This is a genomic window from Gluconobacter roseus (assembly GCF_046058915.1).
In the GTDB taxonomy this organism is placed as follows: domain Bacteria; phylum Pseudomonadota; class Alphaproteobacteria; order Acetobacterales; family Acetobacteraceae; genus Gluconobacter; species Gluconobacter roseus_A.
Genome location: NZ_CP175538.1, coordinates 825,352 through 850,894, shown reverse-complemented (window position 1 = coordinate 850,894; position 25,543 = coordinate 825,352). Strand labels below are relative to the sequence as shown.

The following is a 25,543-nucleotide window of genomic DNA, read 5'->3' as shown; positions in this document are numbered from 1 at the left end:
GGAAGCGCCCCTTTTTTGCGTCTGCGCTCTTATTCGGAGGGCAGGGCGTAGGCGATGACGTAGTCGCCGCGGTTCTTGTCGACGCCGGAGCGGGTCAGGCCGCCTGCGGTGACGACGATGTACTGTTTGCCGGTCTTGTCGGATAGGTAGCTCATGGGAGCGGCCTGTGAGGCGACGGGGAGACGGGCTTTCCAGACGACTTCACCGGTATCGGTGTTGAGCGCGCGGACGTAGTTGTCGAGCGTGCCGGAGAAGAACACCAGGCCGGTATGGGTGGCCAGCGGGCCGCTCATGGTCGGCATTCCGAGCGGGATGGAGAGGCCAGGGACCATGCCGTGGATAGGCATGTCCTGGATCGAGCCGAGTGGCATGCTCCATTTGACCTTGCCGCTGCGCAGGTCGATGGCGTTCATCGTGCCATAGGGTGGCTTCACGCAGGGGAGACCGGCGGGGGAGAAGAACATCGAGCGGACGACGCCCCAGGGGGTGCCCTTCTGTTCGGAATATTCGCCTTCCGAGCTGGGTTTGAAGCCGCTGCGGCGGGCTTCTTCCTGCTTCATGAATTTGCCCCACTGCGCCATGCGGATGTCGTTGACGAGCAGCGTTCCGGTGCTTTCATCCACGGCGCCGCCGCCCCAGTTGATGCCGCCGTAATAGCCCGGATAGATGATCGCGGCCTGCTTCTCGTTGACGGGGGTGAACTCGCCTTCATAGCGGTAGGAGGCGAACTGGATACGGCACAGGAGCTGGTCGAAGATCGTACCACCCCACATGTCGCTGGCCTTCAGGCGCTCTGCTCCGACTGAGAGGGCGGAATAGGGCTGGACGGGCGAGAGGTACTGGTGTTCCGGTGCGCCGTCCTGCGGGACTTTGCGCATTTCCACGGGCACGATCGGGGTGCCGTCGCGACGGTCTAGCACGAAGATCTGGCCGCGCTTGGTCATGGCGATGACCGCCGGGCGGGTGCCGCCATGGCCATCCGGGATGTCGTACAGGATGGGCTGGGCAGTGGCGTCGTAGTCCACGAGATCGTGGTTGGCGGTGCGGAAGTGCCAGCGTTCGTCGCCGGTCTTGGCGTCCACGGCTACGAAGGCGTCGTTATATTCATCCGAGGCCTTGCTGCGATCGCCGCCCCAGAAATCGGGGGTCTGGTTGCCGAGCGGGAAGAAGACGAGGTTGAGCTTCGGGTCGTAGCTGGCGGTGCCCCACATGTTGGGGGTTTCGGCGGGGTAGATCTCGCCATCGGCCAGCGGTGTGGTGCCGCGATGCGGGTTGGTGGCGTCCCAGGCCCAGATTTGTGCGCCGGTGCGGACGTCATAGCCGCGGACAACGCCGGAGGGCTCACCGGTACGCTCGTTATCGGCGATGCGGCCGCCGACAACCACGATGTCACCCGCCACGAGGGGGGCGGCGGTCGGGTAGTAGGAGCCGGGGGCTGTCGGGCCGAGGCCGGTCAGGAGATTGACGTTGCCGTTCGTTCCGAAGTCCGTGCAGGCCTGGCCGGTGCGGGCGTCGATGGTGATGAGGCGGGCGTCGATCGTGGTGAGGACGATGCGCGAGGCGCAGGGCGCGTTGGCGTCCGTGGCTGTGCTGTCATGCCAGTAGCCGACGCCGCGGCAGCGCTGCCAGACTTTCGTCTGGGCGTGGGGGGCGAACTTCCACTTTTCCGTGCCGGTGTCGGGGTCGAGGGCCGAGACGATGTTGTGCGGCGAGCAGATATAGACCGTGTCGCCGATCTTGATGGGGGTGCCCTGGAACTCGGCGCCGTTCAGCGCCATGTCGCCAGTGCGATAGGTCCAGGCGACGCGGAGCTTGCTGACATTGTCGCGGTTGATCTGCGTAAAGCTGGCGTAGCGCGTGCCGGACGCCGTGCGGCCATAGGCGGGCCAGTCATGGCCTGGCTGGTCGGAGTCGGCGGTGGACGCGGTTTCCTGCGGGTGGGTGGTGTCCTGCGGGGCGATGCTCGGGTGGACCCGGAACATGCCGGCGAGGAAGGCTACGATGATGGCGCCGAGGGCGCTGGATGTGATGCCCATGACGGGGCGGGTGAAATAGCGCCGGCCGGGGCCGCTGAGCCAGGGTGTCATGAGGGTCGCGATCAGGGCGACGCACAGGAACACAATCAGACGGGAAAAGCTGGGCCAGAAGCTGATGCCAACCTCCCCGAGCGACCACAGGATCGTTGCGATTAGGAGGCCGAGGGCGATCCATGTCGAGAGGATGCTGCGACGGATCATGTAGACGCTGCTGGCGGCGAGCGCGATGCCGGCGAGGGCATAGAACCATGAGCCGCCGAGGACGATAAGGCGTACACCTTCGATGATCAGGAAGGCGGCCATGAGGGCGCCAAGAAGTCCGATGATCATCGGAAGGATGCGGGGTGCGCTGTTCATTGGAGGGTGTCTCCACTGGTGGGAGACGCCAGACAGCTGCAGAAAGAAAGGCGAGGTGATCGGGTGTCCATCGTACTGGGATCCTTGGACCAGGATTGATCAGTGCGATGAATGGCATGTCTGCGCTTATGTGAAATATAACATTGATATGAGCGTAGATAACAGAACGGTAAACATAATGTCACAAGATGTATGTGATATGTTTTGTCGTTATGTGAGGGGCTGACCGGGTGGCCGGATCCGGCGCCTGTGAGAGGCACCGGATCGCGGAGGTCGGATCAGAACTGGGCTGCGATCGTTCCGAAGAACTCGCGCGGGGCGGCGACGAACAGGTTGGCGTTGTCGTCACCGGCGACCGAGGCTGCGCCATAGACGCCGCCGATATAGTTCTGGTTGTAGAGGTTGGAGATTCCGAAAGAGGTCTTGAGGCTCTGGGCGAAGCCGACCTTGCCGAAATCGTAGGCAACGTTGAGGTTTGACGTCCAGTAGGCCGGAATTTGCTCATCGTTGGTGTAGGTCATCTGACGTGCGCTTGTGTACGTCGTGTTGAAGTTGAAGGTTGCGTGGTGCCAGGTGTAGCTCACGTCAGCCTTGTACATGAACTTCGGGTAGTAGACCTGACGCTTGCCCTTGATGCTCACGTAACCGCCGTTATAGGGCAGGTGCGAGTCTTCATAGGTGGCATCGTTCCAGCTGAAGCTGTTGGTGATGGCCAGACCGGGCAGGGGGCGGAGCGTGCCGGCGACGTCTGCACCGTTCATGGTCTCACGGCCCACATTCATGAACGAGCTGTAGGTGTTGCCCGTTGAGCCGCTCGTGATAGCTGCAAGGCGGTTGTAATAGTCGGTGTGGTAGAAATCCGCGCTTCCGGAGAAGAAGTGGGAGTTGAAGCGGTAGCCGACGACGTAGTTCCAGGTCCGCTCGGGGCGCAGGGACTTTTTGTTCTCGTCAAAGACGGTCTGTGCGGGGTTGGAGGCGCTTCCGAGACCTGACCACGGGGAGCCGCTGGAGCTCTGGGCCGAGTAGTCATAGGCGCGCATGTTTTCAGCAATGTCGAAATAGACTTCGTGCTGGTTGAGGAAGTGGTAGTCGAAGTTGAAATGCGGGAGGAAGGCGTTCGCGGCCGTCAGGTTCCCGGAGGCGGGGTGGCTGTAATACACGCCCCATTCGGACAGCGAGCTCGTGTTGTCGACGCTGGTGCCGCCGTGGGTGGTCTGCAGCAGGGACCGGAAGCCGGCTTCAACCGTCATACCCGGAATGATCTGGTAGGTGTCCTGCAGGTAGAACTGGAACGTATTGGTGTTGAAGGAGTCAGACCACCAGGTGGTGCCGTTCTTGAAGTCGGCGATGGAGGAATGCGGCGTGTTGACGCCGTCCTCATACATCATCATCGGGTAGTTGAAGCGGTCGTTCTCGTACCAGATGCCGGTCTTGATATCGTTGTTGTGGCCGGCATGGATGTCGAAGTTCTGGACGAAGCCCAGACGGCGCACGTCGGGATGGCCGGTTTCCATGGCCATCGGGACCTGTGAGCTCGGCGAGATCAGGAACGGATTGGTCGCGCTGTAATCGCCGTTCGAGACATGCGCGTAGGCGATTGTCTTGGACGTGACGTTCGGGAAGAGCTGGAATTCACCCGTGATGGCCGAGAGGTAGTTTCTCTGGGTCTGGGTGCCGTCATAGGCGTAATCGCCGATTTCGTCATTGGAGAGCACGCCTTCGAGCCCGGCGGGGACGCCACCGTTCTGGGCGTAATAGGCGTACTGCTTGGCGAGTTCGTAATTGGGTTTCAGATAGGTCGTGTTGCGTCCCATCTTCTGCCACATGTTCTTGGTCAGGCCGAGATAGTTGTACTGCGCGAAGTTCGAGTAGTCGAAGACGGCCGTGATCTTGCCGCGGTCACCGACGGGCTGGACCAGTTTGAAATTGGCCTGCTGTTCCTGCTGGTCGCCATAGCCCTTCCACAGATCCTGAGCGGTGCGGGCATAGGCGGCGTAGAACTTCGTGCCGCTGGAGTTCAGCTTGCCGCTGTCCACCCGGCCATAGGTGCGGAAGCCGTTATAGCTGCCGAAGAGCTGGCTGATCTGGCCGCCGGCCTTGTCGGACGGGTCCGAAGACGTGAAGGTGATGGCGCCGCCGAGGGTCTGGGCCGAGGGGGTTTCCAGTGCGCCTGCGCCCTGGGACATGGTCAGGCTGGTGATGTTTTCCTGGATTTCCATCTGGTCGACGCCGAGGCCGTTCCAGTTGTGGAAGCCCTGGCCGCCCATCGGGATGCCGTCGAGCGAGACACCGAGCTGGGTTTGGTTGAAGCCGCGGACGTAAAGGGTGTTGGCGACCGTATCGAGACCGAAAGCGTCATCGGAGGCGAAGTTTGCGCCCGGTGTTGTCAGGGCGAGAATCTGCATCGGGCTGGTGCCGGCGACGAAGTGGTCCATCGTTTCGCGCGACACGACTTCCACCGCACTGTGAGAGCCTCTGCGGCGCACATGGACGGTCATGGATTCGGAGCCGGATTTGACTTCCGTGTGCTTGCGGGGGGCAGGCGCGCGATGCGTCGGAGCCGTAGTGCGGGCGTGATTTGCGTGAGTCGCACGATGCGGATGCGTTTTATGCTCGGCGTGGTCGGTGGTTTCGGCATGCAGAGCTGATCAGAAGGCCGATCAACGCAACGCCGGATAACAGATTTCGCCCCAGATCTGACTGCACGGGGTGGTCCTAATTTTCGTCGATGTAAATCCTGTGAGTCACGCTAGGTCATGAAAATGAAACAAAACAACATTTTTATTGGCGAATTTATGTATTTTTGTCGTTCTGTTTCATTAATACATCACTTCTTCGCAGCGACATTCGAATAATAAAGAGAATGTTTTTTCATATAATTACTAATAGACAATCCGTATTCATACGGAATGATTTTTATTTACGGAATTGTCAGTTTCTTTTTCGTGAAATAATTTTAACATATCTCGTGAAACCGGAAGTAATCCGGCACTGAGATCGTTATATTTTCGTATATGATTTCTTGTGGGGTCTTCGGAAAGCCGGATCGGGGCGCAGCGATTTTTTTCAGGTGAGATCCGGGACCGGAAGAAGACTTGGCCCGGCGGAAAGCCGGGTCAGAAAAGGGTGGCGGGCGTTTTACCGGGGAGGGGTACCGATAGCTGTCAGGGTCGAAACATCCTGAAAAATCAGAAGATTTCCTTGATGAGGTCGTTGCCGATGCTGAAGCCGGCACCGGCTTCGACGGAGCGGGCGAAACCGGAATTGAGGATGTTCGAGACGAAGTTGTTGTCCGGGACGGACTGGACCGGCTGGACGGGGACCTGCTGCGTGGGCTGCTGATAGGTCGGTTGTGAGCCGTAGTCCTGCTGGGCGTTGGCGAGGGCGGCGTGGAGCTGTTGCAGGAGGTTCGTGACCTGCTGCTGTTCGGCCTGGAAGGCGAGGGCGAGTTCGCGCAGGTCGAGGGACCATTCGCGGGCCTGCATGTCGCCGGTCTGGGCGGCAGTCTGCATTTTGGAGCCGAGAGCCTGAAGGGCCTGTGCAGTCTGCTGGGCCTGCTGCTGGAGCTGGTTATAGGTCTGCTCGATCGTCTGGACGTCCATGACCGTTCTTCCTTCAAAGATACGCCGGTCTTGATACCCCCGGGATGCGAGTCTCTCCATCCCTTTCAGCAATAAAATGTCATAAAGATACGCAGGTGGAATGCTGTGTTTGTGAAAGAGGGCGGGGGAGGCTCTTGCTGTCCGTAATGCGCTTTCCCATCTTGGCATGATGGCCAGAAAAGAATCCTCGTCCGTCCGTAATGCGACCGCAATGCCGATGACCCAGTTCCTGCCGGAGCGGCAGCCTGCGAAGGCGAAGACGCGCAAATTCGTTGTCAAATCGGATTACGATCCGGCGGGGGATCAGCCGACGGCGATTTCCGAGCTGGTCCAGGGCGTCGAGGGCGGGGAGCGGGATCAGGTCCTGCTGGGCGTTACGGGCTCGGGCAAGACGTTCAGCATGGCGAAGGTCATCGAGGCGACGCAGAAGCCGACGCTTATTCTGGCGCCGAACAAGACGCTGGCGGCGCAGCTTTACGGGGAGATGAAGCAGTTCTTCCCGGATAATGCGGTCGAGTATTTCGTGTCCTACTACGATTACTACCAGCCGGAGGCGTATGTGCCGCGGTCGGACACGTATATCGAGAAGGACAGCCAGATTAACGAGCAGATCGACCGGATGCGCCATGCGGCCACGCAGGCTCTGCTGGAGCGCAATGACGTCATCATCGTGGCGTCCGTGTCGTGCATTTACGGTATCGGGTCGGTCGAGACGTATTCGAAGATGGTGGTGCGGCTTGAGGTTGGTGGGTCCATTGACCGGGACCGGCTGATCAAGGCGCTGGTGGAATTGCAGTACCGGCGCAACGATGCGGGTTTCGAGCGCGGGACGTTCCGGGTGCGGGGCGAGCAGATCGATATTTTCCCGGTGCAGAACGAGGACCGGGCCTGGCGGGTGTCGCTGTTTGGTGACGAGATCGACCAGATCGTGGAGTTCGACCCGCTGACGGGGAACAAGACGGCGGATCTGGCGGAAATCAGCGTCTATGCGAACTCGCATTACGTGACGCCGCGGCCGACGCTCAATCAGGCGATGATCGGGATCAAGAACGAGCTTCGGCAGCGTCTGGCGCAGTTTACCGAAGAGGGGAAGCTGCTGGAGGCGGAGCGTCTGTCGCAGCGGACCACGTTCGATCTGGAAATGATCGAGACGACCGGCGCGTGCAAGGGGATCGAGAACTACTCGCGCTATCTGTCCGGGCGTGGTCCCGGCGATCCGCCGCCGACGCTGTTCGAATATCTGCCGGAAGATGCGCTGCTGATCGTGGATGAAAGCCATGTTACGGTGCCGCAGATTGGCGGGATGGAGCGTGGGGACAGGGCGCGCAAAAGTGTGCTGTCAGATTACGGTTTCCGTCTGCCGTCCTGCATCGACAACCGTCCGCTGGCTTTCGGGGAATGGAATGCATTCCGGCCGCAGTCGATCTTTGTGTCCGCGACGCCGGGCCCCTGGGAAATGGAGCAGACGGGCGGTGTGTTTGCCGAGCAGATCATCCGTCCGACGGGGCTGATTGATCCGGTGACGGATGTGCGGCCGGTCGAAGGGCAGGTCGATGATCTGCTGCATGAATGTCATCAGGCGATTGGCAAGGGCGGGCGTGTGCTGGTCACGACGCTGACCAAGCGGATGGCCGAGGATCTGACGGACTATCTGGGCGAGGCGGGCATCAAGGTCCGTTATCTGCATTCAGATGTGGATACGCTGGAGCGGATCGAGATCATCCGGGATCTGCGGCTTGGGGCGTTTGATGTGCTGGTGGGGATCAACCTGCTGCGTGAGGGGCTGGATATTCCGGAATGTTCTCTGGTGGCAATTCTGGACGCGGACAAGGAGGGGTTCCTGCGCTCGCGGACATCGCTGATCCAGACGATCGGGCGTGCGGCGCGTAACGTTGAGGGACGGGTGCTGCTCTATGCCGACAAGGAAACGGACAGCCTGAAATACGCGATCGAGGAGACGGCGCGGCGTCGGGCGAAGCAGATGGAGTGGAACGCGGCCAATGGCATTACGCCGATGACGGTTCGCTCCCGCATTGGCGATGCGCTGTCCTCCGTGTTCGAGCAGGATTACGTGACGGTGGCGCCCGATGGGGCCGGGGATACCGAACAGTTCGTTGGCAAGTCCCTGCCGGCCACGATCCAGGATCTGGAGAAGCGGATGCGCGAGGCGGCCGCCAATCTGGACTTCGAGCAGGCGGCGCGGCTGCGTGACGAGGTCAAGCGGCTGGAGGCGATCGATATGGGGCTGGAGCCGCCGCCGATCGGGTCTTCGACTGCCGGGCGTCCGGGAGCACGGAAAGCCCCGAAGACGCCTGTGCCGCTTGGGCCGGGTGGAGGCGGGTATGACCCGGCGAAGAAGAAGCGTGGCCGGGGACGCTGATCCGGGGCATAAGCCCGGTTTTTCTGCTGCGCCCAATTTTTTCAGGACGGGTTTTTCATGATGTTTTCTTCGGGTGGTGTGCCCGAGATGGTGTTCGGGAGCTGCGCCCGTGACTGATGTTTCGCATGATGTGTCCGGGAGCATCACGCTTGTCGCGGGGGAACAGCGGGTTGTTGTTCTGCCGAAGATCGGTGGGGCGCTTGGGAGTTGGCAGTATCGCGGACAGGACGTGTTTCTGCCTGTGGCCAATCCGGCGCTGATGGCGCAGCATGGCGTGGCCGTGGCGGCTTATCCGCTGGTTCCGTACTCTAACCGGATTGCGCAGGGGCGTTTTGTCTTTGAGGGCAGGGAGTACCGGCTTGCTTCCAACATGGCCGGCGAGAGCAGCGCTATTCATGGCAATGGCTGGGAGCGGGAATGGACGGTGGCGCATCGGACGGACAGTGATGTCGTGCTGGTGCTGGATCATGGGCCTCAGGCTGATGATGTGCAGTGGCCGTTCGCCTATCGTGCCGAGCTGTCTTACGGGTTGCGGGCGGACGGGCTTGAAGTGCGGCTTGTGGTGGAGAACCGGGACGCGGGAAGGCAGCCAATTGGGCTGGGGTTCCATCCGTTCCTGGCTGCACAGGGAGCCGCGACGCTGGCTTTTGATGCGAGGGATGTCTGGCTGACGACGCCGGATTCCCTGCCACTCAGGCGGGTGCCGTGTGAGGGCGAATGGGCGTTCGGACGGCCTGTGGATGCGCATGCGAGGGCAATCGACAACTGTTTCTCCGGGTTTGGCGGCCGGGCCGTGCTGGTGAACGGGGAGACGGGGCTGTCAGTGACTGTCGAGGCGGATCGGCTGTTCGGGCATGTCGTGGTGTTCACGGCGCCGGACAGTCCGTTTGTGGCGGTAGAGCCTGTGACGAATATGACCGATGCAATCAATCATCCTGAAATCGCGGACCGGGGGCTGCATGTGCTGGAGCCGGGGGCGCGGGTCGAAGGGTCCATGATGTTTCGGGTAGGGAAGACCGATGGCTGAGAAAACGCCGCTTTCACATTATCTGTCGCCGAAAGGGGCTGCGGTCATGCGGGCCGAACTTCGGGAGCTGGCGCAGAAGGAGCGGCCGCGGATTGTGGAGATCGTGTCCTGGGCGGCGAGCAATGGCGACCGGTCGGAGAATGCGGATTACCAGTATGGCAAGCGCCGGTTGCGGGAGATTGACCGGCGGATGCGGTTTCTGGGCAAGCGGCTGGAGAATGCGGTGATCGTGGATCCTGCGGCCCAGACGACGCGGGACCGTGTGTTTTTCGGGGCGATCGTGACGTATGTGGACGAAGATGACGTCGAGCATACGGTGACGATCCTGGGTGTGGACGAGTCTGATCTGGCGCGGGGGGAAGTCAGTCTGGTGTCGCCTGTGGCGCGGGCGTTGACGCGGACGCGCGTCGGGGATGTGGCGATGTTGCAGACGCCGCGTGGGCCGGTTGAGATCGAGATCCTGAAGATTGTTTATCCCTTGGCGGTGGTGGCGGACTGAGCGTTTACGGAAGCGGTGTGCCGGTGTGTAGGCATCCGGCTGCTTCCCACGGGGGCGGGCAGTAGGAGTCCCATGGCAGATGCTGGCGGGCGTGACAGGGAACTCCGTAGCGAGGGATTTTGAAAAACCGGGTCATGCGGTTACAGAGGACTGGACCACTCCTCTTTCTCCCTGCCGGAGTTTTCCGATGTCCCGTTCTCTTCGCGTTGCTGTCCAGATGGATCCTCTGGAGTACGTCAATATTGATGGTGACTCCACGTTTGCGATGATGCTTGAGGCGCAGGCGCGCGGCTATGAGCTGTGGGTCTATCCGGTGACGACGCTGAGCCTTGTTGAGGGGCAGGGTAAGGGCGGGCGTGTGCAGGCCCGGGCGCGGCGTGTCGAGGTGCGGCGCGAGCGGGGCAATCATGCGACGTTCGGTGAGGAACAGGTGCTGGATCTGGGGCAGACGGATGTAATCCTGATGCGTCAGGACCCGCCGTTCGACATGGGGTACATCACGGCCACGCATATGCTTGAGCATGTGCATGGCGTGGGAGAGGGGCGTTCGCTGGTGGTGAATGATCCGGTGGCTGTGCGCAATGCGCCGGAGAAGCTGCTGGTGACGCATTTCCCGCATCTGATGCCGCCGACGCTCGTGACATGGGATACGCGCGAGATTCTGGCGTTCCGTGAAAAGTATCAGGACATCATCGTCAAGCCGCTTTACGGCAATGGCGGTTCAGGGATTTTCCGGATCAAGCCGGATGATGAAAATCTGGGCGCGTTACTTGAGATGCATTTCGCACGTTCGCGTGAGCCGCTCATGATCCAGCGTTATGAGCCGGCCGTGCGTCAGGGCGACAAGCGCATCATTCTGGTGGATGGCGAGGCGATCGGCGCGATCAACCGCGTTCCGGCGACGGGTGAGGCGCGGTCGAACATGCATGTTGGCGGTCGGGCCATGAGTGTGGAGTTGACGCCGCGGGATCGGGAAATCTGTGAGTTGATCGGGCCTTATCTGCGCGACCACGGGCTGATTTTCACGGGGATTGATGTGATTGGGGACTGGCTGACGGAAATCAACGTCACGTCGCCGACTGGCTTGCAGGAACTGGATCGTTTCGACGGCATCAATAGCGCCGGACTGATCTGGGATGCGATCGAGCGGCGGGTTCTGGTCTGAGTTTGGATCTGTGAAAGAACGACGTTTGATTAAACGCTTACCCTCTTGATCAACATTGCTGGACGGGCCGGGGAAAGCTGTACAGACCGGCTGCTTCAGAATTACTTGTCTTTGGGACGAATGGAATAATTTAAAGGCTCTACAGGTCCGGTTGAGGCGGTGTCTGAAACAGGTGGTTTGTCTTTTCCAAAACGGTTGGCAAACCATGCTGTGAGCTGTTCGCGAAAAAAGAGACAGTAAAGTATTACCCAGATAGCAAGGGTGAACGAAGCTATCAAATAGATCAGCACGGCTGTCCTCCTTGGCTGTTTCCAGACATGGTCTTGAAACGTCATGCGCATGGTGTCTCTTGCCAGATGCATATCCGGGAGGGCAAGAAGGTGCCAATTGAACATGTTCCGGACAGCTCTGACCCATGAGGGCCAGGCGGACAAAGAAGGTCGCATATCATCATGTCCTCAACCCTTTCCCCGCGTTCGGCACTGGACGCGGAAGCCGTCAAGACGGCTTATCGTCGCTGGGCCCGCGTTTATGATACTGTTTTTGGCGGTATTTCGGGATACGGACGCAAGAGAGCAGTGGCTGCAGTCAATGCCCTGTCGGGAGAGAGGGTCTTGGAAGTCGGTGTCGGAACGGGCCTCGCCCTGCCGTCCTACAACCATGACAAGCGCATTACGGGAATCGATCTGTCCGAGGACATGCTTGAGCGTGCACGGATGCGGGTGCTTCAGGAACATCTGACGAATGTGGACGATCTGCTGGAAATGGATGCGGAAGCCACGACGTTTGAAGATGACAGCTTCGATATTGCTGTTGCGATGTTCGTTGCGTCCGTCGTGCCGCATCCGGACCGGCTGCTGGCCGAGCTCAAGCGTGTTGTGAAGCCAGGCGGGCATATCCTGTTCGTCAACCACTTCCTGGCGACGGGTGGTCTGCGTCTTTCGGTCGAGCGGGGCATGGCTCGCGCATCGCGTTCGCTGGGCTGGCATCCGGATTTTGCCATTGAGTCGCTTCTGCCGCCGGAAGACCTGCGTCGCGCCACACTGACGCCTGTTCCGCCCGCGGGGCTGTTTACACTCGTGACATTGCCGCAATGCGAGAGTAAAAGCGACGCAGCAGCCCTGGTCGCCTGATCGGCGTTTGGTTCCGGACACGTGTCGGCGCCGAGTATTCCGACGCTCGCTGCGGTATTCCTAGTTCAGGGACCGACTACGCGATCATGACTTATCAGGCCGTCGATACTGCCCCAGCCCGTTCCAGCCGCCGAGTCGGAACGTCTTTTATTCTGCTGGCACTGTTTGCCGGCTTGCTGGGCGGGTCGCTGGCTCTGCCATTTCTTCAGACACATCCCACAAGCGGGCAGGCCTTCTGCCACGGTATTCTCATGACGTTTTTCGTCATGTGCCCTGCTGCGCTTGGTGGCTTTGGCCAGTGGCTTCTGCCGTCTGCGTTGGGGACGGACCGGACAGTCCTGCGCGGGCTGACGATGGCCGGGTTCGGATTCCTGTCGGCTGGTGTGGTGCTGCTTCCGGTTCTGCCGTTTGTGGCGCTGCTGCTGTGGTCGGTTGGTATTCTGGCGGTTGCGATCGATGTGATTACGACCTGCCTTGAGGGCCGTGTCTGCCGTTTCCGCGACATGTCTCCGCTGGCCTGGTCACTTCTAGCGACGGCGAGCAGCGTTGTTCTGGTGGCGCCGGTTTTGGCGGCTGTTGTGACGCGCGGCATGCTGGACGGGATCACGACGGACGCGCTGATCGAAACGCTGCATCTTCCGGAAATGGCACTGATGCTGACCCCGGCTCTGGGGCTGGTGGCGTCTGCGCTGCTGTCGCGTTCTGCTGTTGCGGGGGCGTCCTGGACGGTGGCGCCTTACGTGTTCGGGGTGATGGGCATTGGCGGGCCGCTTCTGTGGATGGATGGGCTTTACGGGGCGTTGCCGTCTGGCATGACGTCGAGCCTTGTTCTCGTGACGCAGATTGTGCCGTCGGTTGTGCTGATCGGGGCGCTATGCCGGGACGTCTGGCAGCAGAAGCGGGATCTGGACGGGGCTGCGCTCTGGGCGATTGGCAGCATTCTACTGTTTACGGCCGGATGGCTGTCTGACTGGCTTCCGGGGCATTCGGGTGATCATACGGCTGTGGCGTTTGGTGGTATCATGGCGCTGTGCGGCGGGTTTTATGCCTGGGTCGAGATGCTTCTCCCCGGACGGATCCCCGCGATGATGAGCCGCGGACATGCCTGCCTGATGCTGGCAGGGGCGTTCTGCTCCGTGGTGCCGGGCGTCATGATCTATGGTGAAATTCTTATGGGGATCAGCCTGTTGGCCTTTGGTCTGCTGGGGCTGTTCCTGTTGAGGGAGACCGGGCGTGCCCGGGTCTCGGCATGAGCGATACGGCGACACCTTTAGCCCCTTCGGGGGTTTTTTCCGTTCCGGGCAAGGATGGTGATCCGTCCCTGCGGGAATGGCTGGCGCTTCTCAAGCCGCGTGTGATTTCGCTGGTGGTGTTTACGGGCGCTGCGGGCATGGCCGTGGCGCCGCGCTGGCCGTCCATTCCCATCGGGCTGATTACGATCCTGTGCATCTGCATCGGGGCCGGGGCCGCTGGTGCGATCAACATGTGGTATGACCGCGACATTGACGCGATCATGAAGCGGACGGTCGTGCGGCCCATTCCGGACGGGCGGATGCCGGAGCAGGCGGCTCTGGTTTATGGCGTTGTGCTCTCGGTTCTGTCGGTGGTGGTGCTGTGGCTGGCGACGAATGCGCTGGCCGCGGGGATCCTGGCGTTCTCGATCTTTTTCTACAGCGTGATTTACACGATGTGGCTCAAGCGGAGCACGCCGCAGAACATCGTGATCGGTGGGGCTGCGGGCGCGTTTCCGCCGATGATCGGCTGGGCTGCGACCATGAACTCCATGGCTGTGCTGCCGGTGGCGATGTTTGCGATCGTATTCCTGTGGACGCCGCCGCATTTCTGGTCGCTGTCGCTTTATGCGTGCAAGGATTACGGCAAGGCGGGCATTCCGATGCTGCCGGTCGTAAAGGGAGCGCGGCATACGCGGTGGCAGATCCTGATCTACACATTCATCCTTACGGCCGTGTCGCTGGTGCCGAGCTTCGTGCATGAAGTCGGGCTGACCTATACGGTTGTGACCAGTCTGCTGGATCTGGGGTTCATTCTCTGTGCATTCCGGGTGCTGATGGACAAGCAGGATGCGGAAGGGGTGAGCCTGACGAAGGACAAGCCGGCGCGGTTCGCGTTCCGGTATTCGCTGGCCTATCTGTTCCTGCTGTTCTGTGGACTGCTGGTTGACCGGGTTCTGATCGGATGAACATGACCACTGATATTGATCTCGCCCGCAAGCGGCGTCTGAGCCGGATTACCGGGATTGTTGGTGGTGTGGTGCTGCTGGCTGTGATCTTTTACGTGATTACGCTGACGCGGCTGTAACGGCCGGGGTTCAGCGTCTCATTCAGGCAATAAAAAAGGCCCGGGGATTTCCCGGGCCTTTTTCTGTTTGTGGGGCTTTTCAGCCGGCCTGCTGGATGGCGGAGAGGATCCAGTTGCCGCGGCCGTCGGCGCGGACGAAGGTCCAGAGTTCGGTCACGGTGACGGGTTCGGTGGAGCTGCCATCAATGACGTTGCCCATGGAGTCCGTAGTGACGTCCGTCATGGAGTAGCGCATGGCGACCGTGGCGTAGGTCAGGTTGCCTTCGCGCCAGGCTTCGGAGAGGTCGCCGCGCTGGAACTGGACGTTGGAGACGATGTTCCGGGCGCCACGGCTCGCTAAATCGGAAAGCTGGGCGTTGAAATAGCCCGTCATTTCCGGCGTGGCCATGCTGGCGAGGGCGCGCATGTTTTGTGCGCTCCAGGCCGCCTGGATGTCGAGCAGGAGCCGCTGGAAGCTCATGTAGTCGTCATTGGTCAGCGTCACGGGCGCGTTGCCGCCTGCGTTGCCGAACGGGGGTGCGCCCGTGGAAGAGGGGATGCCCGTCGGGCTCCGCTGGCCACGGTTACCGAACATGCGCAGGACGAAGGCGATCAGGCCGCCGATAATCAGGACCTGCAGCAGGAAGCCGAAGAACGACGTGCCGCCGGTCATGCCGCCCATGAAGCCGTGACCGCTTAGCAGACCGAACAGACCTGCGCCCAGGAAGCCGCCTGCGAAGCCGCTCATGAACGGATGGCGGACCGGGTAGGACGGTCTGTAAGCCGGGGCGCCGAAGCCGGGCATCGGGCGCGGGCTGCCATAGCCCGGCGAGCCGTAACCGGGCGGCGTGCGCGGTGTGGCGGACTGGTCCATCGGGCGGGCCCAGCCGGGCGTGATGGAGGTGCGTGGCGGGGCGCTCCAGGTGTGGGAGCCGCGGCTTCCGATGGAGCTGCCGCCGCCCGGGCGTGCGTCTGCTGTTCCCAGCGCGCCGAGGCTGACAGCGCAGAGGAGAGCGAGGGCGGTCGTAGAAAGTCGGAATTTACGCATCAAAGTCCTGCAATGTTCATGCCGTCGATCCGGATACTCGGCGCATTAACGCTCTGCCGGAACATTAGATCACTGCCCGGAATCATGCGGGCAAACATGTCCTTGAGATTGCCGGCCACCGTGAGTTCGGCGACGGGTTCGGCAATCTCGCCGTTGCGGATCATGAAACCCGAAGCGCCACGGCTGTAATCGCCGGTCAGCATGTTGACCGAAGAGCCCATGAGTTCAGTGATCAGGATCCCTTCACTGATATCGGAACCCAGGGCTTCGGCGGAAAGGGGGCCGGGGGCGAGATGAAGGTTTGTCACACTTGGCGAGGGCGGGGAGGCGATGCCACGGCTGGCGCGGCCGTTAGTGGGCAGACCAAGCTGGCGGCCGCTGCGAGAGTCGAGCAGCCAGGTCTGGAGCACGCCATCCGCGATCAGGTCCAGCGGCAGGGCGGCGCAACCTTCGGCGTCGAAGGGACGGGAGGCTGCTCCCCGGATGCGGCGCGGATCGTCATGGACGGTCAGGCCAGCGGAGAGGATCTGCTTGCCGAGGCTGTCCTTGAGGAAGGACGTCCCGCGCGCGATGGCGGCACCGTTGATGGCGCCGACCAGATGGCCGAGCAGGGTGGCAGAGACGCGCGGATCGTAAATGACGCTGTACGTGCCGGTGCGGGGGCGGCCGGGATTGATGCGGGCGAGGACGCGCTCGGCGGCTTCACGACCGATGACGGTCGGGCTTTCGAGGTCTTCAAGATGCACGGCGCTGCGATAGGCGTAGTCGCGCTGCATCGTGGCGCCTTCGCCGGCGAGGACGCTGGCGCTGGTGGAATGTCCGGTGCGGCTGTAGGCGCCGAAGAAGCCTGCGGAGGTGCCGAGCATCACGGAGGTGCGGCCGTGACCGGCGGAGGCGCCGTTGGTGTTGGTGATGCCTTCAAAGGACAGGGCGGTGTCCTCGGCTTCGCGGGCGCGGGCGAGGAGGTCGTCCATGCTCGGGGCGGAGCTGCATTCGAGGTCCAGTCCGGCGGCGTCGAAACGGCCCTGAAGGGCGGCTTCGGCGAGGCCGGCATACTGGTCTTCGGGGACCACGAGGGCCATGGCGCAGGCCTGTTCGGCCAGACGGTCGAATTCGGCCTCGTTCAGAACGCTTGTCGAAACCGTGGCCGCCCGCTTGCCTCGGAAGACGCGCAGGCCGAGGGCGACGCTCTCGGAACGCTCGATGCCTTCGGGGACGCCCTTGCGGATCAGTGCGGATTCGGATTCGTCGCGGACGAGAATGGCGTCCGCATGGTCTGCGCCGTGGCGGCGGGCGGCGGCGAGGAGGGCTTCGACGGGCGTTGTGGTGGTCATGCGGCGAGCCTTGCTGTGATGTCCTCGAGCGAGGGCATGTTGCCGACGGGGCCGATGGCGGTGAAGGTCGGCGTGCCGGAGAAAATGGTACGGGCGACGCGGAGGATGTCGGCTTCCGTCACGGCGTCGATCTTGCCAACTGTCTCGGCCGTGGGGACGGGACGGTTATGGACCTGGATCTGGCGGGCGAGCTGTTCGCAGCGGCTGCCGGTGCTTTCCAGCGACATCAGGAGCGAGGATTTGAGCTGGGCGCGGGCGCGGGACAGCTCTTCCGCGCTCAGGCCGTCCTGCAGGCGCTTGAGTTCGTCGATCATGACGGGGACGAGTTCGGCGGTCTGTTCTTCGCCCGTGCCGGCATAGAGGCCGAAGAGGCCGCTGTCGCTGAAGGGGGAGGCGAACGAATAGACGCTGTAGACCAGACCGCGGCGCTCGCGGATTTCCTGGAACAGGCGCGAGGACATGCCGCCGCCGAGCAGGGTCGAGAGGATCATGACCGCGTAATGGTCGGGATGCATGTAGCTGACCGAGGGGAAGCCCATGACAAGGTGGGCCTGATCCAGTTCGCGGGTCGTACGGAGTTCTCCGCCCTCATAGGATGCGGCGCGGGGACGGGGCGTCTGATGGCTGGGGAGGTCGCGGAAGTGCTCCTTCACCAGATCGACGACCTGCTGGTGGTGCAGGTTTCCGGCGGCGGCGATGGTGATGTTGTGGGTCGTGTAGTGCTCGCGCATGTAGGACATGAGCGTGTCGCGCGTCATGTTCGAGACAAGTTCTTCCGAGCCCAGCGTGGGGCGGCCCATGGGCTGTTCGGGGAAGGCGCGTTCCTGGAACTGGTCGAAGATGATGTCGTCTGGGGTATCGTTGGCCTGACCGATTTCCTGAAGGATCACGCCGCGTTCGCGCTCGATTTCGGCGTCCAGGAACGTGCTGTGGGTCAGGATGTCGCCGATGATGTCCACGCCGAGGGCGAGATCGTTCTTCAGCAGTTTGACGTAATAGGCTGTGGTTTCGCGGGCGGTGTAGGCGTTGATATAGCCGCCGACATTCTCGATCTCCTCGGCGATGCGGGAGGCGGAGCGGCGCTCGGTGCCCTTGAAGGCCATGTGTTCGAGGAAGTGGGAGACGCCATTATTGTGGGCGGTCTCGTCGCGCGTGCCGATGGAGACATAGGCTCCGAAGGAGACGGTTTCGACGCGGTCCATCCGTTCGGTGATGATGGTCAGGCCGTTATCGAGTTTGGTGACTTCAATCGTATCGGGCATGAGGTTCCGTATTGTCGAAGGAAGGCAGGCTCCCCGGCCGGGGAGCCTGTGTTGGACGATCAGCCGCGCTTGATATGGGCGCGGACGGCGTCCTGAAGGCCGGCAATCTGGCTGTCCATGCACTCGTAGCGCTCGGTGCGCTCGAACAGGTCGGACAGGTGCGGCGGGAGTTTGGGGTGGATGCCCGTGGCGGCGATCACGGCGTCCGGGAACTTGGCCGGGTGGGCCGTGGCGGCCGCGACCATGGGGATGCCGGGTTCCTGGAAACGCTTGCCGACAGCGAGGCCGATCGCGCTGTGCGGGTCTGCGAGATAAAGGCTCTCGTTATAGAACAGGCGCATGGCTTCGCTGGTCTGTTCGTCGGTGAGGGTCATGCCCTCGAACACCTCTTTCATGCGGGTCCAGGCGTCATGCGGGACGGCCATGCGGCCGGTCTCGCGGAACTCGCGCATGATGGCGGCGCAGCGGGTGGAGTTGCGGTCCAGCAGTTCGAACAGCAGGCGCTCGAAGTTGGACGAGACCTGAATGTCCATCGACGGCGACAGGCTGGGCTCGACCGTACGCACGCTCATGTTGTTGTCGATGACGAAACGGGTGAGGATGTCGTTGCGGTTGGAGCCGATGCAGAGCTTTTTGATGGGCAGGCCCATCTGCTTTGCAGCCCATGCGGCAAGGACGTTGCCGAAATTGCCGGTCGGGACCGAGAAGGAGACTTCGCGGTCCGGAGCGCCGAGGGCGAGGGCGGCGCGTACGTAATACGGGATCTGGGCGGCGATGCGGGCCCAGTTGATCGAATTGACGGCCGAGAGCGAGACCTCGTCACGGAAGGTGTGGTCGGCGAACATCGCCTTGACCAGATCCTGACAGGTGTCGAAATCGCCTTCGACGGCGATGTTGAGGATGTTGTCGTCCTGAACGGTCGTCATCTGGCGACGCTGGACGTCAGACGTACGACCCTTCGGGTGCAGGATGACGACAGAGAGGCGTTCGCGGCCGCGGCAGGCCTCGATGGCAGCCGAGCCGGTATCGCCGGAGGTTGCCCCGACGATCGTGACGTGGCGGTTGCGCTGGGTCAGGACGTGATCGAACAGGCGGCCGAGCATCTGCATCGCCATGTCCTTGAAGGCGAGCGTCGGGCCGTGGAACAGTTCGAGGGAGTACAGATCCTGCTCGACTTCGACCAGCGGGACGATGGCGGCGTGATCGAAATCCGCATAGGCGTCACGCGTCATGTCGCGCAGGGTATCGACGTCGATCGCGCCTTCGGTGAAGAGGGCGATGACTTCGGCGGCGAGGTCCGGATAGGAGAGCGTGCGCCACTCGCGCAGGGTCTGCGGGCTGATCTTGGGCCAGCTCTCCGGCATGTAGAGACCGCCATCTCCCGCAAGGCCAGCGAGAAGGATGTCAGAGAAGTTCGGGGCGTCGGCGGTCAGCTCGCCGCGGGTCGATCGGTAGCGCATGGGAAAATTTATATCACGTCCTGTCAGGGCAAGGCGATGCGGAGAATGTGGGTTGTACCATCTTCCGTGACCAGAACGGCCATCTGATGGCCGTCGGGAATGGAAGGGGCGCCCGCATGAAAGAGGCGCGGGTCCTTGAGGATCCGTAGCGGGATGCGGTCGCTGCCGAATTTCAGGATGCTGCCGACGGTAATGTCGGACAGGTAGAATGTGTCATCCGGGGTCAGGGTCGCGCCGCCGAGGCTCGGGGTCGTGCGCCATTCCGTAATGCCGTCGAGCTGTTCGACCGGGGTGAAGTCCGTGTCGGTCAGCAGGGCAGTATCAATGCGGGACATGGGGCCGCAGGCGGGCTGGTAGAAGAGCCACTGGCCTTTGGCGTCCAGCAGAAGGAAGCGGACATTGCCGCCGGCCATTGGGCGTCCGTCCGGGCCCATCTGGGGTTGTCCGGCGCGCAGGAGCGGGTGGCGGCCGGTCAGGGACGGATCGAAGGGAAGGAAGCGGGTGGCCTTGCCGGTCTGAAGATTGGCAACGACGAGAGCGGGTTTGCCTTCGTCAGCCAGATAGGCGTGGGTATCGTGGACCTGAAGGGCGATCAGATTGCTGCCGGGAATGGCGGCACCGCTGAGTGGTGTGCGGGATTGGACTGAGCCGTCCTGTGACATACGGATCAGGGCAGGCTGATCGCCAGCCGTGAGGCCCCATAATGTGTCTCCCGAGAGCGTCAGGACGACAAGGCGCTCGGTCGGAAGGTTGGGGCCAGGCAGAGAGGCTGTCGTGTTGGCGGAGGTGATACGGACAGGATGGCCTTCAGTATCGAGGGCCAGATAGGTTCCGTTCGCACCAGTCAGCAGTGTTGAGGGCTGAAGACCCCGGAGTGCTGCATCGGCTGTGATGGAGGCGGGAGCAGGAGCGTCCTGCCAGGGATGATCCGCTCTGGCGGGGGTGGCTGTGAAGGCCAGTGTCGCCAGTCCTGTGGCAGCGGCGACGTGCAGAAGACGGGTTTTCATGCCTCTGACATTGCCCTGCCAGCCGTGTTTGGCAAGTCAGAAGTGAGGTCAGGAGTCCACTTCGGTTTTGGATAGAACACTCATTGGGAGTTCCTGGCCGTCAGCAATCGGGCTTTTGATGGGGCCTGGAATGTGATCGACGGCAAGCGGTGCGGGTCGTGGATTTGAGAGCCAGGGGGAGAGTTCGTGCTCTACCGGGAAAAGGACGGCGGCATGCATCAGAAGGGCGGCTTCGATGGTCAGGCATTCGATTGACCAGCGATTATCGGGCATGCGGGAAATATAGTGACCGGAAGCAGTCCGCCGGACTTCGATGGGGAATGTACGGGTCGTCATTCCCTGTCGGACCGTCGCGTACACCAGCCCTGGAACCGGGCCGGTTCTCTGTTCAAGATGCATCGTCTCAAAACCTCTGACACTGACTTGGATTTGTCATTTTGACCAAAGAACTGTGAAAACTTCGTTAACGCATGTCTAGGTGGATTTTCCAGGAATTTCGGAGCACGAAGAGTTGATGAGACCTCTGTTTTCATATGACCCCACCGAGCCCGCCTTTGCCTGCTTCAGTGTCGGGGATCTTGCAGGGGCGGAGGCCAGGTTCCGGGCTATTCTGGCCGGGCAGCCGGGACAGCCGGATGCGCTGCATGGGATGGCTTGTCTGGCGCGGGCCCGTGGACAGGATGCCACGGCCATCGCACTGGTCGGGCGCGCCTTGCAGAAAAGCGGCATTTCTCCTGATCGCAAGGCCCGGATGCACATCACGCTGGGGCTTGCGCTTCTGGCGCAGGGCCATGCTGAAGCGGCGCGGGCGGCCCTGAATGTTGCCGTGATTTTGCAGCCCTCGGACCCGCGTGCCCATGCCGCTCTGGGAGATGCTTTTATGGTGCTGGGACGGCGGGACGAGGCGCGTGAGGCTCTGCGGAAAACGGCGGATCTGTTGGCGGATGACAGTTTTGTGAGGACGCGGCTCGGATCGCTTTTTCTGGATGACGGGCTGTGGGAGCAGGCTGTCGGGCAGTTCCGGCAGGTCGTGAATCGCAGACCACAGGATGGGGCGGCGCTGGCCAATCTGGGGGCCGCGCTTTTTGCCGGCAATGCGTTCGGGGAGGCACGGGAAGTGCTTCTGCGGGCCTGTGAGCTTGGGGCTCGGACGGCGGAGACACTCAACAGTCTGGGGCTCGTGGAAATGGCGCTGGGCAAGCTTGATGCAGCCTGCGCAACATTGCAGGAGGCGCTGGAGCTTCGACCTCTGGACGGGCGGATTGCCAACAGTCTGGGTACGGTTCTGATGGAAGTCGGACGGCTGGAGGAGGCAGAGGCGCTTTTTCAGGCGATCATGATTCGTGAGACATGCGAGGAAGCTGCGCGGGCGCGGTTCAACCGGGCGACCATTCTGCTGGGGCAGGGGCGGTTTGCGGAAGGGTGGCGGGATTTTGAGAGCCGCCGGGTGTTGCTGGGGATCACGTCCGCAGTTCCACAATGGGATGGATCGGCGGGAACGGAGCCGGTGGCTGTTGTCGGGGAGCAGGGGTTGGGGGACGAGGTCCAGTTTTTGCGCTTCCTGACAGAAGCGGCGAGGCGGCGGCCGTTGCGGCTCCGGTTTCGGACGGCGGCGCTGGCGGGGTTGATGCCGGAACTGGATCAGGGGCGGATTTGCCTGCAGATGGGCCGGTTGCGGCGGAGGTCAGTCTGTTGAGTTTGCCGCGGGTGCTGGGGATGGAGGATGTGCCGTCTGTTCGACCTTATCTGACGGTGCCGGAGCGGGTGGAGGTGGGGCGGATCGGGATCTGCTGGTCGGGGAATCCGTCCTATCGGTTTGATCGCAGGCGGTCGGTTCCGGTGGAGTGTCTGGACGTGCTGCGGCAGGTGAACGGTGTGCGGTTTGTGGCGCTTCAGCGCGGCGAGGTGCCGGACTGGATGGAGCGGGTTTCGCTTGAGACGCCTGTGGATCTGGCGCGGGAAGTGGGGCGATGTGCGCTTGTGATCAGCGTGGATACGCTGGTGACGCATATGGCGGGTGCGCTGGGGCGGCCTTTATGGCTGCTCAATCGTGAGGGTGGCGACTGGCGCTGGAAGGATGTGGACTGGTACGGGGATGTCCGGCAGTTCCGGCCGCCCTCCGGTGCGGCGGTTGCCGCGGGATGGGAGGCCGTGCTGCGGGATGTTGCGGAGGCGCTCAGCTCGCGGGTGTGGTGACCGGAGAGCTTGTGAGAGAGGCGAGCAGGGTTTCGCGCAGGCGGGCGAGGCGGACCGGATCGGTGATTTTCATGCCAAGCAGATCCCGCACATAGAAAACGTCCACGGCGCGCATGCCGTAGGTCGTGATATGGGCTGAGGAAATCTGGAGTGACGCGCTGCTGAGGGCGGAGGTGACGTCGTGCAGCAGGCCGGGGCGGTCGCGGCCATTGACTTCGATGACGGTGTGACGGTCCGAGGCGGTGTTGTCGATGACGACGCGGGGCGGGACGTGGATCGCGCGCATCCGGCGCGAGGTGCTGTGGTGGCTGGCGTCCTCGATGCCCTTGCGGATGTCGAGGCGTCCCGAAAGGGCCTGTTCCACGAGGTGGTTCAGGCGGCCAAGCTGGTGCGTTTCCTCGAAGGAGCAGCCTTCGCCGTCCTGCACCCAGAACGTGTCGAGCGCCATGCCGTCACTGAGCGTGTGGATGCGGGCATCCACGATGGAGGCGCCTGCCACGGCTAGGGCGCCTGCGATCTGGGAGAACAGGCCAGGATGGTCGGCGCAGAGCACGGTGAGTTCGGTGACGCCGCGTTCGGGGATGGGGTAGGCCTCGACCGTGACCGGGGAGCGGTAGCGGTCTGAGTCGTGGACCATGCGGGCGTGGCGCATCTGGGTGTCGGTATCGAAGCCGAGCCAGTAGCTCGGATAGCCGAGGTCCAGAAAGCGGTCGATGCTGCTTTCGGGCAGGGTGCCGGCGAGGCCGTCGCGGGCGAGTTCGCGGGCGTGGTTGACGCGGCTGTCGCGTTCGGTAGCGGCCAGTCCGCCTTCCAGCACCTCGGCGACGCGGGAGAAGAGTTCGCGCAGGAGGGTGGCTTTCCAGGCGTTCCAGACCTTCGGACTGACGGCGCGCATGTCGGCGATGGTCAGGAGAAGGAGGAGGCGCAGGCGTTCGGGGGACTGGATGGTGTCGGCGAGGTCGAGGATCGTGCGGGGGTCGTCGATGTCGCGGGTGAAGGCGGTCTGGGACAGCAGCAGATGGTGCAGGACCAGCCAGGAGACGGTGTCGGTTTCCTCGGGGTCGAGGCCGAGCTGCGGGCAGATGGTGAGCGCGAGGTCGGCGCCGATTTCGGAATGCTCGCCGCCGCGTCCCTTGCCGATGTCGTGCAGCAGGACGGCGACGTAGAGCGCGCGTCGGGAGCGCAGATCGCTGGCCAGCGTGTAGGCCAGGGGGATCTCGTCCGCCATGCGTCCGGCTTCGATCTGGCCCATCATGCGGACGGCTTCGACGATGTGCTCATCGACCGTATAGATATGATAGCTGTCGAACTGCATCTGCCCGACGACGCGGGACCAGTCCGGCAGGAGGCGGCCGAGGAGGCCGGTTTCGTTGAGGATCGGGAGCCAGAAGGGGACGGCTTTGGTGTCGTCCGCGCTGGGCTCACAGAGCAGGTCCAAGAAAATTTTTGCGGTTTCGGGATCGTCGCGCAGGGTAACGGCGTGGCGTTCGTTGCGGATGATCTGCTGCATCGCGATGGGATGCAGGGGCAGATCGTGACGGCGGCCGCAGTCGAGCAGGCGGAACATTTCGCGGGGCTGGGCCGCAAAGGTCACGGGCTCGATGGGGCAGATGCGGCCGGCGATGGTCTGGAACTCTTCGGGGCCGGGGACGACCTTGGGTGGCTCGCCGGTGGTCTGGTCCTGAAGATGCATCAGCACGACGGGTTGCAGCACGCTGGTGAGGCGCATGACGTCGCGCGCGGTGAGGAAATAGTGCCGCATGAAGCGCTCGACGCCGCGCTGGCGGCCATGCGTGGCGTAGCCCATGCGGCCGCCGATGACGGGCTGGACGTCGAAGGTCAGGCGTTCTTCTGCGCGGCCGGTGATGTAGTGCAGGTGCAGGCGGACCGTCCACAGGAAGTCCCATGAGCGCCGGGCGCGGTGGGATTCGCGGTCTGTCAGCAGGCCGAAGGACGCGAAGGACGGTGTTTCGGGTGCTTCGCCGGGGGCGCCGTTGCGGTCGGGGGTCGAGACCGCGCAGCCGAGGGCGGCGCGTCCCATCCAGTTCAGGGTCTGGAGATCGCGCAGGCCGCCGCGGCCTTCCTTGATGTTGGGCTCGACCATGTAGGGGTTGTCGCCGAAGCGGCGATGGCGCTGTTCGCGCTCGCCGATCTTGCCCATGACGAACTCGCAGAGCCGGTCGTTCTGCAGATCGGCGCCGAGCGCGCAGCGCAGGTCGCGGGCGAGGTCGCGCTCGCCGTGGAGGAAGCGCAGGTCCAGCAGGGCGGTGCGGATGGTCAGGTCGGTGTCGGCGTCGCGGATGCAGTCGGCGATGGAGCGCGTGGCGTGGCCGACGCGCAGGCCGAGATCCCACAGGGCGTAGAGGATGAACTCGATCCGGGTGGTCATGGCCGGGGTCGGATCGCCGGGGATCAGGAAGAGGATGTCGATGTCGCTGAAGGGGGCGAGGAGGCCTGCACCGTAGCCGCCGGTGGCGCAGAGGCAGAGGGACTCGCCGGGGGCTTCGTGTTTCTGTGCGGCAAGATCGGCCAAAGCGCAGACCATGTCGTCGGCCTGATGGGCCAGGGCACGGGCGGCATCGACTCCCGAGATCCTGCGCTTTTCGAACCGTTCGCGGACCGTGGCGTGCCCACTGCCGAGATGGCGGCGCAGGATGGAGAGCACGTTCTCGCGGCTGGTCAGCCCCTGTGCCGCGGCGGTCTCGAGGGCAGCCTTGAGCGGTGAGGCCGGGTCGCGCG

Annotated in this window: 19 protein-coding genes; 9 read left to right on the top strand and 10 right to left on the bottom strand. The window is 62.7% G+C overall.

Annotated elements, in window-relative coordinates:
• Nucleotides 1–29: 29 nt before the first annotated feature.
• The 3 genes from ACJ2A4_RS03970 to ACJ2A4_RS03960 form a co-directional block, all read right to left on the bottom strand.
• A complete protein-coding gene (locus ACJ2A4_RS03970) occupies nucleotides 30–2,393 on the bottom strand; it encodes a glucose/quinate/shikimate family membrane-bound PQQ-dependent dehydrogenase (RefSeq protein WP_408873703.1) in 2,364 nt (787 codons plus the stop codon).
• 278 nt (nucleotides 2,394–2,671) lie between these two features.
• Complete coding sequence (locus ACJ2A4_RS03965; protein WP_228124094.1) at nucleotides 2,672–4,891, bottom strand: TonB-dependent receptor domain-containing protein; 2,220 nt, start codon at nucleotides 4,889–4,891, stop codon at nucleotides 2,672–2,674.
• A gap of 690 nt (nucleotides 4,892–5,581) precedes the next feature.
• Complete coding sequence (locus tag ACJ2A4_RS03960; RefSeq protein ID WP_408873702.1) at nucleotides 5,582–5,995, bottom strand: hypothetical protein; 414 nt, start codon at nucleotides 5,993–5,995, stop codon at nucleotides 5,582–5,584.
• Between the two features lie 169 nt (nucleotides 5,996–6,164).
• Here ACJ2A4_RS03960 and uvrB point away from each other — a divergent pair, with 169 nt between their 5' ends.
• The 7 genes from uvrB to ACJ2A4_RS03925 all read left to right on the top strand — a co-directional run bounded on the left by uvrB (nucleotide 6,165) and on the right by ACJ2A4_RS03925 (nucleotide 14,399).
• Nucleotides 6,165–8,375 carry an excinuclease ABC subunit UvrB gene (gene uvrB / locus ACJ2A4_RS03955; protein WP_408874093.1) on the top strand — a complete coding sequence of 737 codons (2,211 nt, stop codon included), beginning with the start codon at nucleotides 6,165–6,167 and terminating at the stop codon, nucleotides 8,373–8,375.
• Nucleotides 8,376–8,484: 109 nt separating this feature from the next.
• Nucleotides 8,485–9,402: an aldose 1-epimerase gene (locus ACJ2A4_RS03950; protein WP_408873701.1), complete on the top strand. Its 918-nt coding sequence runs from the start codon at nucleotides 8,485–8,487 to the stop codon at nucleotides 9,400–9,402.
• Nucleotides 9,395–9,901, top strand: coding sequence for a transcription elongation factor GreB (gene greB / locus ACJ2A4_RS03945; RefSeq protein ID WP_408873700.1), 507 nt, complete (start codon nucleotides 9,395–9,397; stop codon nucleotides 9,899–9,901). The genes ACJ2A4_RS03950 and greB overlap by 8 nt, the downstream gene beginning before the upstream one ends.
• Nucleotides 9,902–10,088: 187 nt before the next feature.
• Nucleotides 10,089–11,066: a glutathione synthase gene (gene gshB / locus ACJ2A4_RS03940; protein ID WP_408873699.1), complete on the top strand. Its 978-nt coding sequence runs from the start codon at nucleotides 10,089–10,091 to the stop codon at nucleotides 11,064–11,066.
• Between the two features lie 452 nt (nucleotides 11,067–11,518).
• On the top strand, nucleotides 11,519–12,199 hold the full coding sequence (locus ACJ2A4_RS03935) for a class I SAM-dependent methyltransferase (RefSeq protein WP_408873698.1): 681 nt from the start codon (nucleotides 11,519–11,521) through the stop codon (nucleotides 12,197–12,199).
• Nucleotides 12,200–12,285: 86 nt separating this feature from the next.
• Nucleotides 12,286–13,452 carry a hypothetical protein gene (locus ACJ2A4_RS03930; RefSeq protein ID WP_408873697.1) on the top strand — a complete coding sequence of 389 codons (1,167 nt, stop codon included), beginning with the start codon at nucleotides 12,286–12,288 and terminating at the stop codon, nucleotides 13,450–13,452.
• Nucleotides 13,449–14,399 (top strand): heme o synthase, encoded by a 951-nt coding sequence (locus tag ACJ2A4_RS03925; protein ID WP_041112112.1) that lies wholly within the window; start codon nucleotides 13,449–13,451, stop codon nucleotides 14,397–14,399. The genes ACJ2A4_RS03930 and ACJ2A4_RS03925 overlap by 4 nt, the downstream gene beginning before the upstream one ends.
• Nucleotides 14,400–14,597: 198 nt before the next feature.
• Here ACJ2A4_RS03925 and ACJ2A4_RS03920 read toward each other — a convergent pair whose 3' ends face one another.
• Genes ACJ2A4_RS03920 through ACJ2A4_RS03895 form a run of 6 tightly spaced genes read right to left on the bottom strand, consistent with a single transcriptional unit; the run spans nucleotide 14,598 to nucleotide 20,944 of the window.
• Entirely contained in the window at nucleotides 14,598–15,545 is a 948-nt protein-coding gene (locus ACJ2A4_RS03920; RefSeq protein ID WP_408873696.1) for a Tim44 domain-containing protein, read from the bottom strand.
• Complete coding sequence (locus tag ACJ2A4_RS03915) at nucleotides 15,545–16,879, bottom strand: TldD/PmbA family protein (RefSeq protein WP_408873695.1); 1,335 nt, start codon at nucleotides 16,877–16,879, stop codon at nucleotides 15,545–15,547. Before ACJ2A4_RS03915 ends, ACJ2A4_RS03920 begins: the two co-directional genes overlap by 1 nt.
• Nucleotides 16,876–18,141 (bottom strand): M16 family metallopeptidase, encoded by a 1,266-nt coding sequence (locus ACJ2A4_RS03910; protein WP_408873694.1) that lies wholly within the window; start codon nucleotides 18,139–18,141, stop codon nucleotides 16,876–16,878. Before ACJ2A4_RS03910 ends, ACJ2A4_RS03915 begins: the two co-directional genes overlap by 4 nt.
• A gap of 59 nt (nucleotides 18,142–18,200) precedes the next feature.
• On the bottom strand, nucleotides 18,201–19,601 hold the full coding sequence (thrC, locus tag ACJ2A4_RS03905; RefSeq protein ID WP_408873693.1) for a threonine synthase: 1,401 nt from the start codon (nucleotides 19,599–19,601) through the stop codon (nucleotides 18,201–18,203).
• Between the two features lie 23 nt (nucleotides 19,602–19,624).
• Nucleotides 19,625–20,608 carry a hypothetical protein gene (locus ACJ2A4_RS03900; RefSeq protein WP_408873692.1) on the bottom strand — a complete coding sequence of 328 codons (984 nt, stop codon included), beginning with the start codon at nucleotides 20,606–20,608 and terminating at the stop codon, nucleotides 19,625–19,627.
• Between the two features lie 48 nt (nucleotides 20,609–20,656).
• A complete protein-coding gene (locus ACJ2A4_RS03895; protein ID WP_408873691.1) occupies nucleotides 20,657–20,944 on the bottom strand; it encodes a hypothetical protein in 288 nt (95 codons plus the stop codon).
• Nucleotides 20,945–21,122: 178 nt separating this feature from the next.
• Between ACJ2A4_RS03895 and ACJ2A4_RS03890 the strand changes: the two genes are divergently transcribed.
• Together ACJ2A4_RS03890 and ACJ2A4_RS03885 are read left to right on the top strand one after the other, a co-directional pair.
• A complete protein-coding gene (locus ACJ2A4_RS03890; protein ID WP_408873690.1) occupies nucleotides 21,123–22,304 on the top strand; it encodes a tetratricopeptide repeat protein in 1,182 nt (393 codons plus the stop codon).
• Complete coding sequence (locus ACJ2A4_RS03885; RefSeq protein WP_408873689.1) at nucleotides 22,301–22,804, top strand: hypothetical protein; 504 nt, start codon at nucleotides 22,301–22,303, stop codon at nucleotides 22,802–22,804. The genes ACJ2A4_RS03890 and ACJ2A4_RS03885 overlap by 4 nt, the downstream gene beginning before the upstream one ends.
• On the opposite strand, the gene ACJ2A4_RS03880 is transcribed toward ACJ2A4_RS03885, so the two are convergent.
• Entirely contained in the window at nucleotides 22,785–25,469 is a 2,685-nt protein-coding gene (locus ACJ2A4_RS03880) for a [protein-PII] uridylyltransferase (RefSeq protein ID WP_408873688.1), read from the bottom strand. The genes ACJ2A4_RS03885 and ACJ2A4_RS03880 overlap by 20 nt on opposite strands.
• Nucleotides 25,470–25,543 lie beyond the last annotated feature (74 nt).

Bases quoted from the DNA above. Each gene is read 5' to 3' on its own strand.
- ACJ2A4_RS03970 (WP_408873703.1), bottom strand. From the start codon at position 2,393: ATGAACAGCGCACCCCGCATCCTTCCGATGATCATCGGACTTCTTGGC.
- ACJ2A4_RS03965 (WP_228124094.1), bottom strand. From the start codon at position 4,891: ATGACCGTCCATGTGCGCCGCAGAGGCTCTCACAGTGCGGTGGAAGTC.
- ACJ2A4_RS03960 (WP_408873702.1), bottom strand. From the start codon at position 5,995: ATGGACGTCCAGACGATCGAGCAGACCTATAACCAGCTCCAGCAGCAG.
- uvrB (WP_408874093.1), top strand. From the start codon at position 6,165: ATGGCCAGAAAAGAATCCTCGTCCGTCCGTAATGCGACCGCAATGCCG.
- greB (WP_408873700.1), top strand. From the start codon at position 9,395: ATGGCTGAGAAAACGCCGCTTTCACATTATCTGTCGCCGAAAGGGGCT.
- gshB (WP_408873699.1), top strand. From the start codon at position 10,089: ATGTCCCGTTCTCTTCGCGTTGCTGTCCAGATGGATCCTCTGGAGTAC.
- ACJ2A4_RS03935 (WP_408873698.1), top strand. From the start codon at position 11,519: ATGTCCTCAACCCTTTCCCCGCGTTCGGCACTGGACGCGGAAGCCGTC.
- ACJ2A4_RS03930 (WP_408873697.1), top strand. From the start codon at position 12,286: ATGACTTATCAGGCCGTCGATACTGCCCCAGCCCGTTCCAGCCGCCGA.
- ACJ2A4_RS03925 (WP_041112112.1), top strand. From the start codon at position 13,449: ATGAGCGATACGGCGACACCTTTAGCCCCTTCGGGGGTTTTTTCCGTT.
- ACJ2A4_RS03920 (WP_408873696.1), bottom strand. From the start codon at position 15,545: ATGCGTAAATTCCGACTTTCTACGACCGCCCTCGCTCTCCTCTGCGCT.
- ACJ2A4_RS03915 (WP_408873695.1), bottom strand. From the start codon at position 16,879: ATGACCACCACAACGCCCGTCGAAGCCCTCCTCGCCGCCGCCCGCCGC.
- ACJ2A4_RS03910 (WP_408873694.1), bottom strand. From the start codon at position 18,141: ATGCCCGATACGATTGAAGTCACCAAACTCGATAACGGCCTGACCATC.
- thrC (WP_408873693.1), bottom strand. From the start codon at position 19,601: ATGCGCTACCGATCGACCCGCGGCGAGCTGACCGCCGACGCCCCGAAC.
- ACJ2A4_RS03900 (WP_408873692.1), bottom strand. From the start codon at position 20,608: ATGAAAACCCGTCTTCTGCACGTCGCCGCTGCCACAGGACTGGCGACA.
- ACJ2A4_RS03895 (WP_408873691.1), bottom strand. From the start codon at position 20,944: ATGACGACCCGTACATTCCCCATCGAAGTCCGGCGGACTGCTTCCGGT.
- ACJ2A4_RS03890 (WP_408873690.1), top strand. From the start codon at position 21,123: ATGAGACCTCTGTTTTCATATGACCCCACCGAGCCCGCCTTTGCCTGC.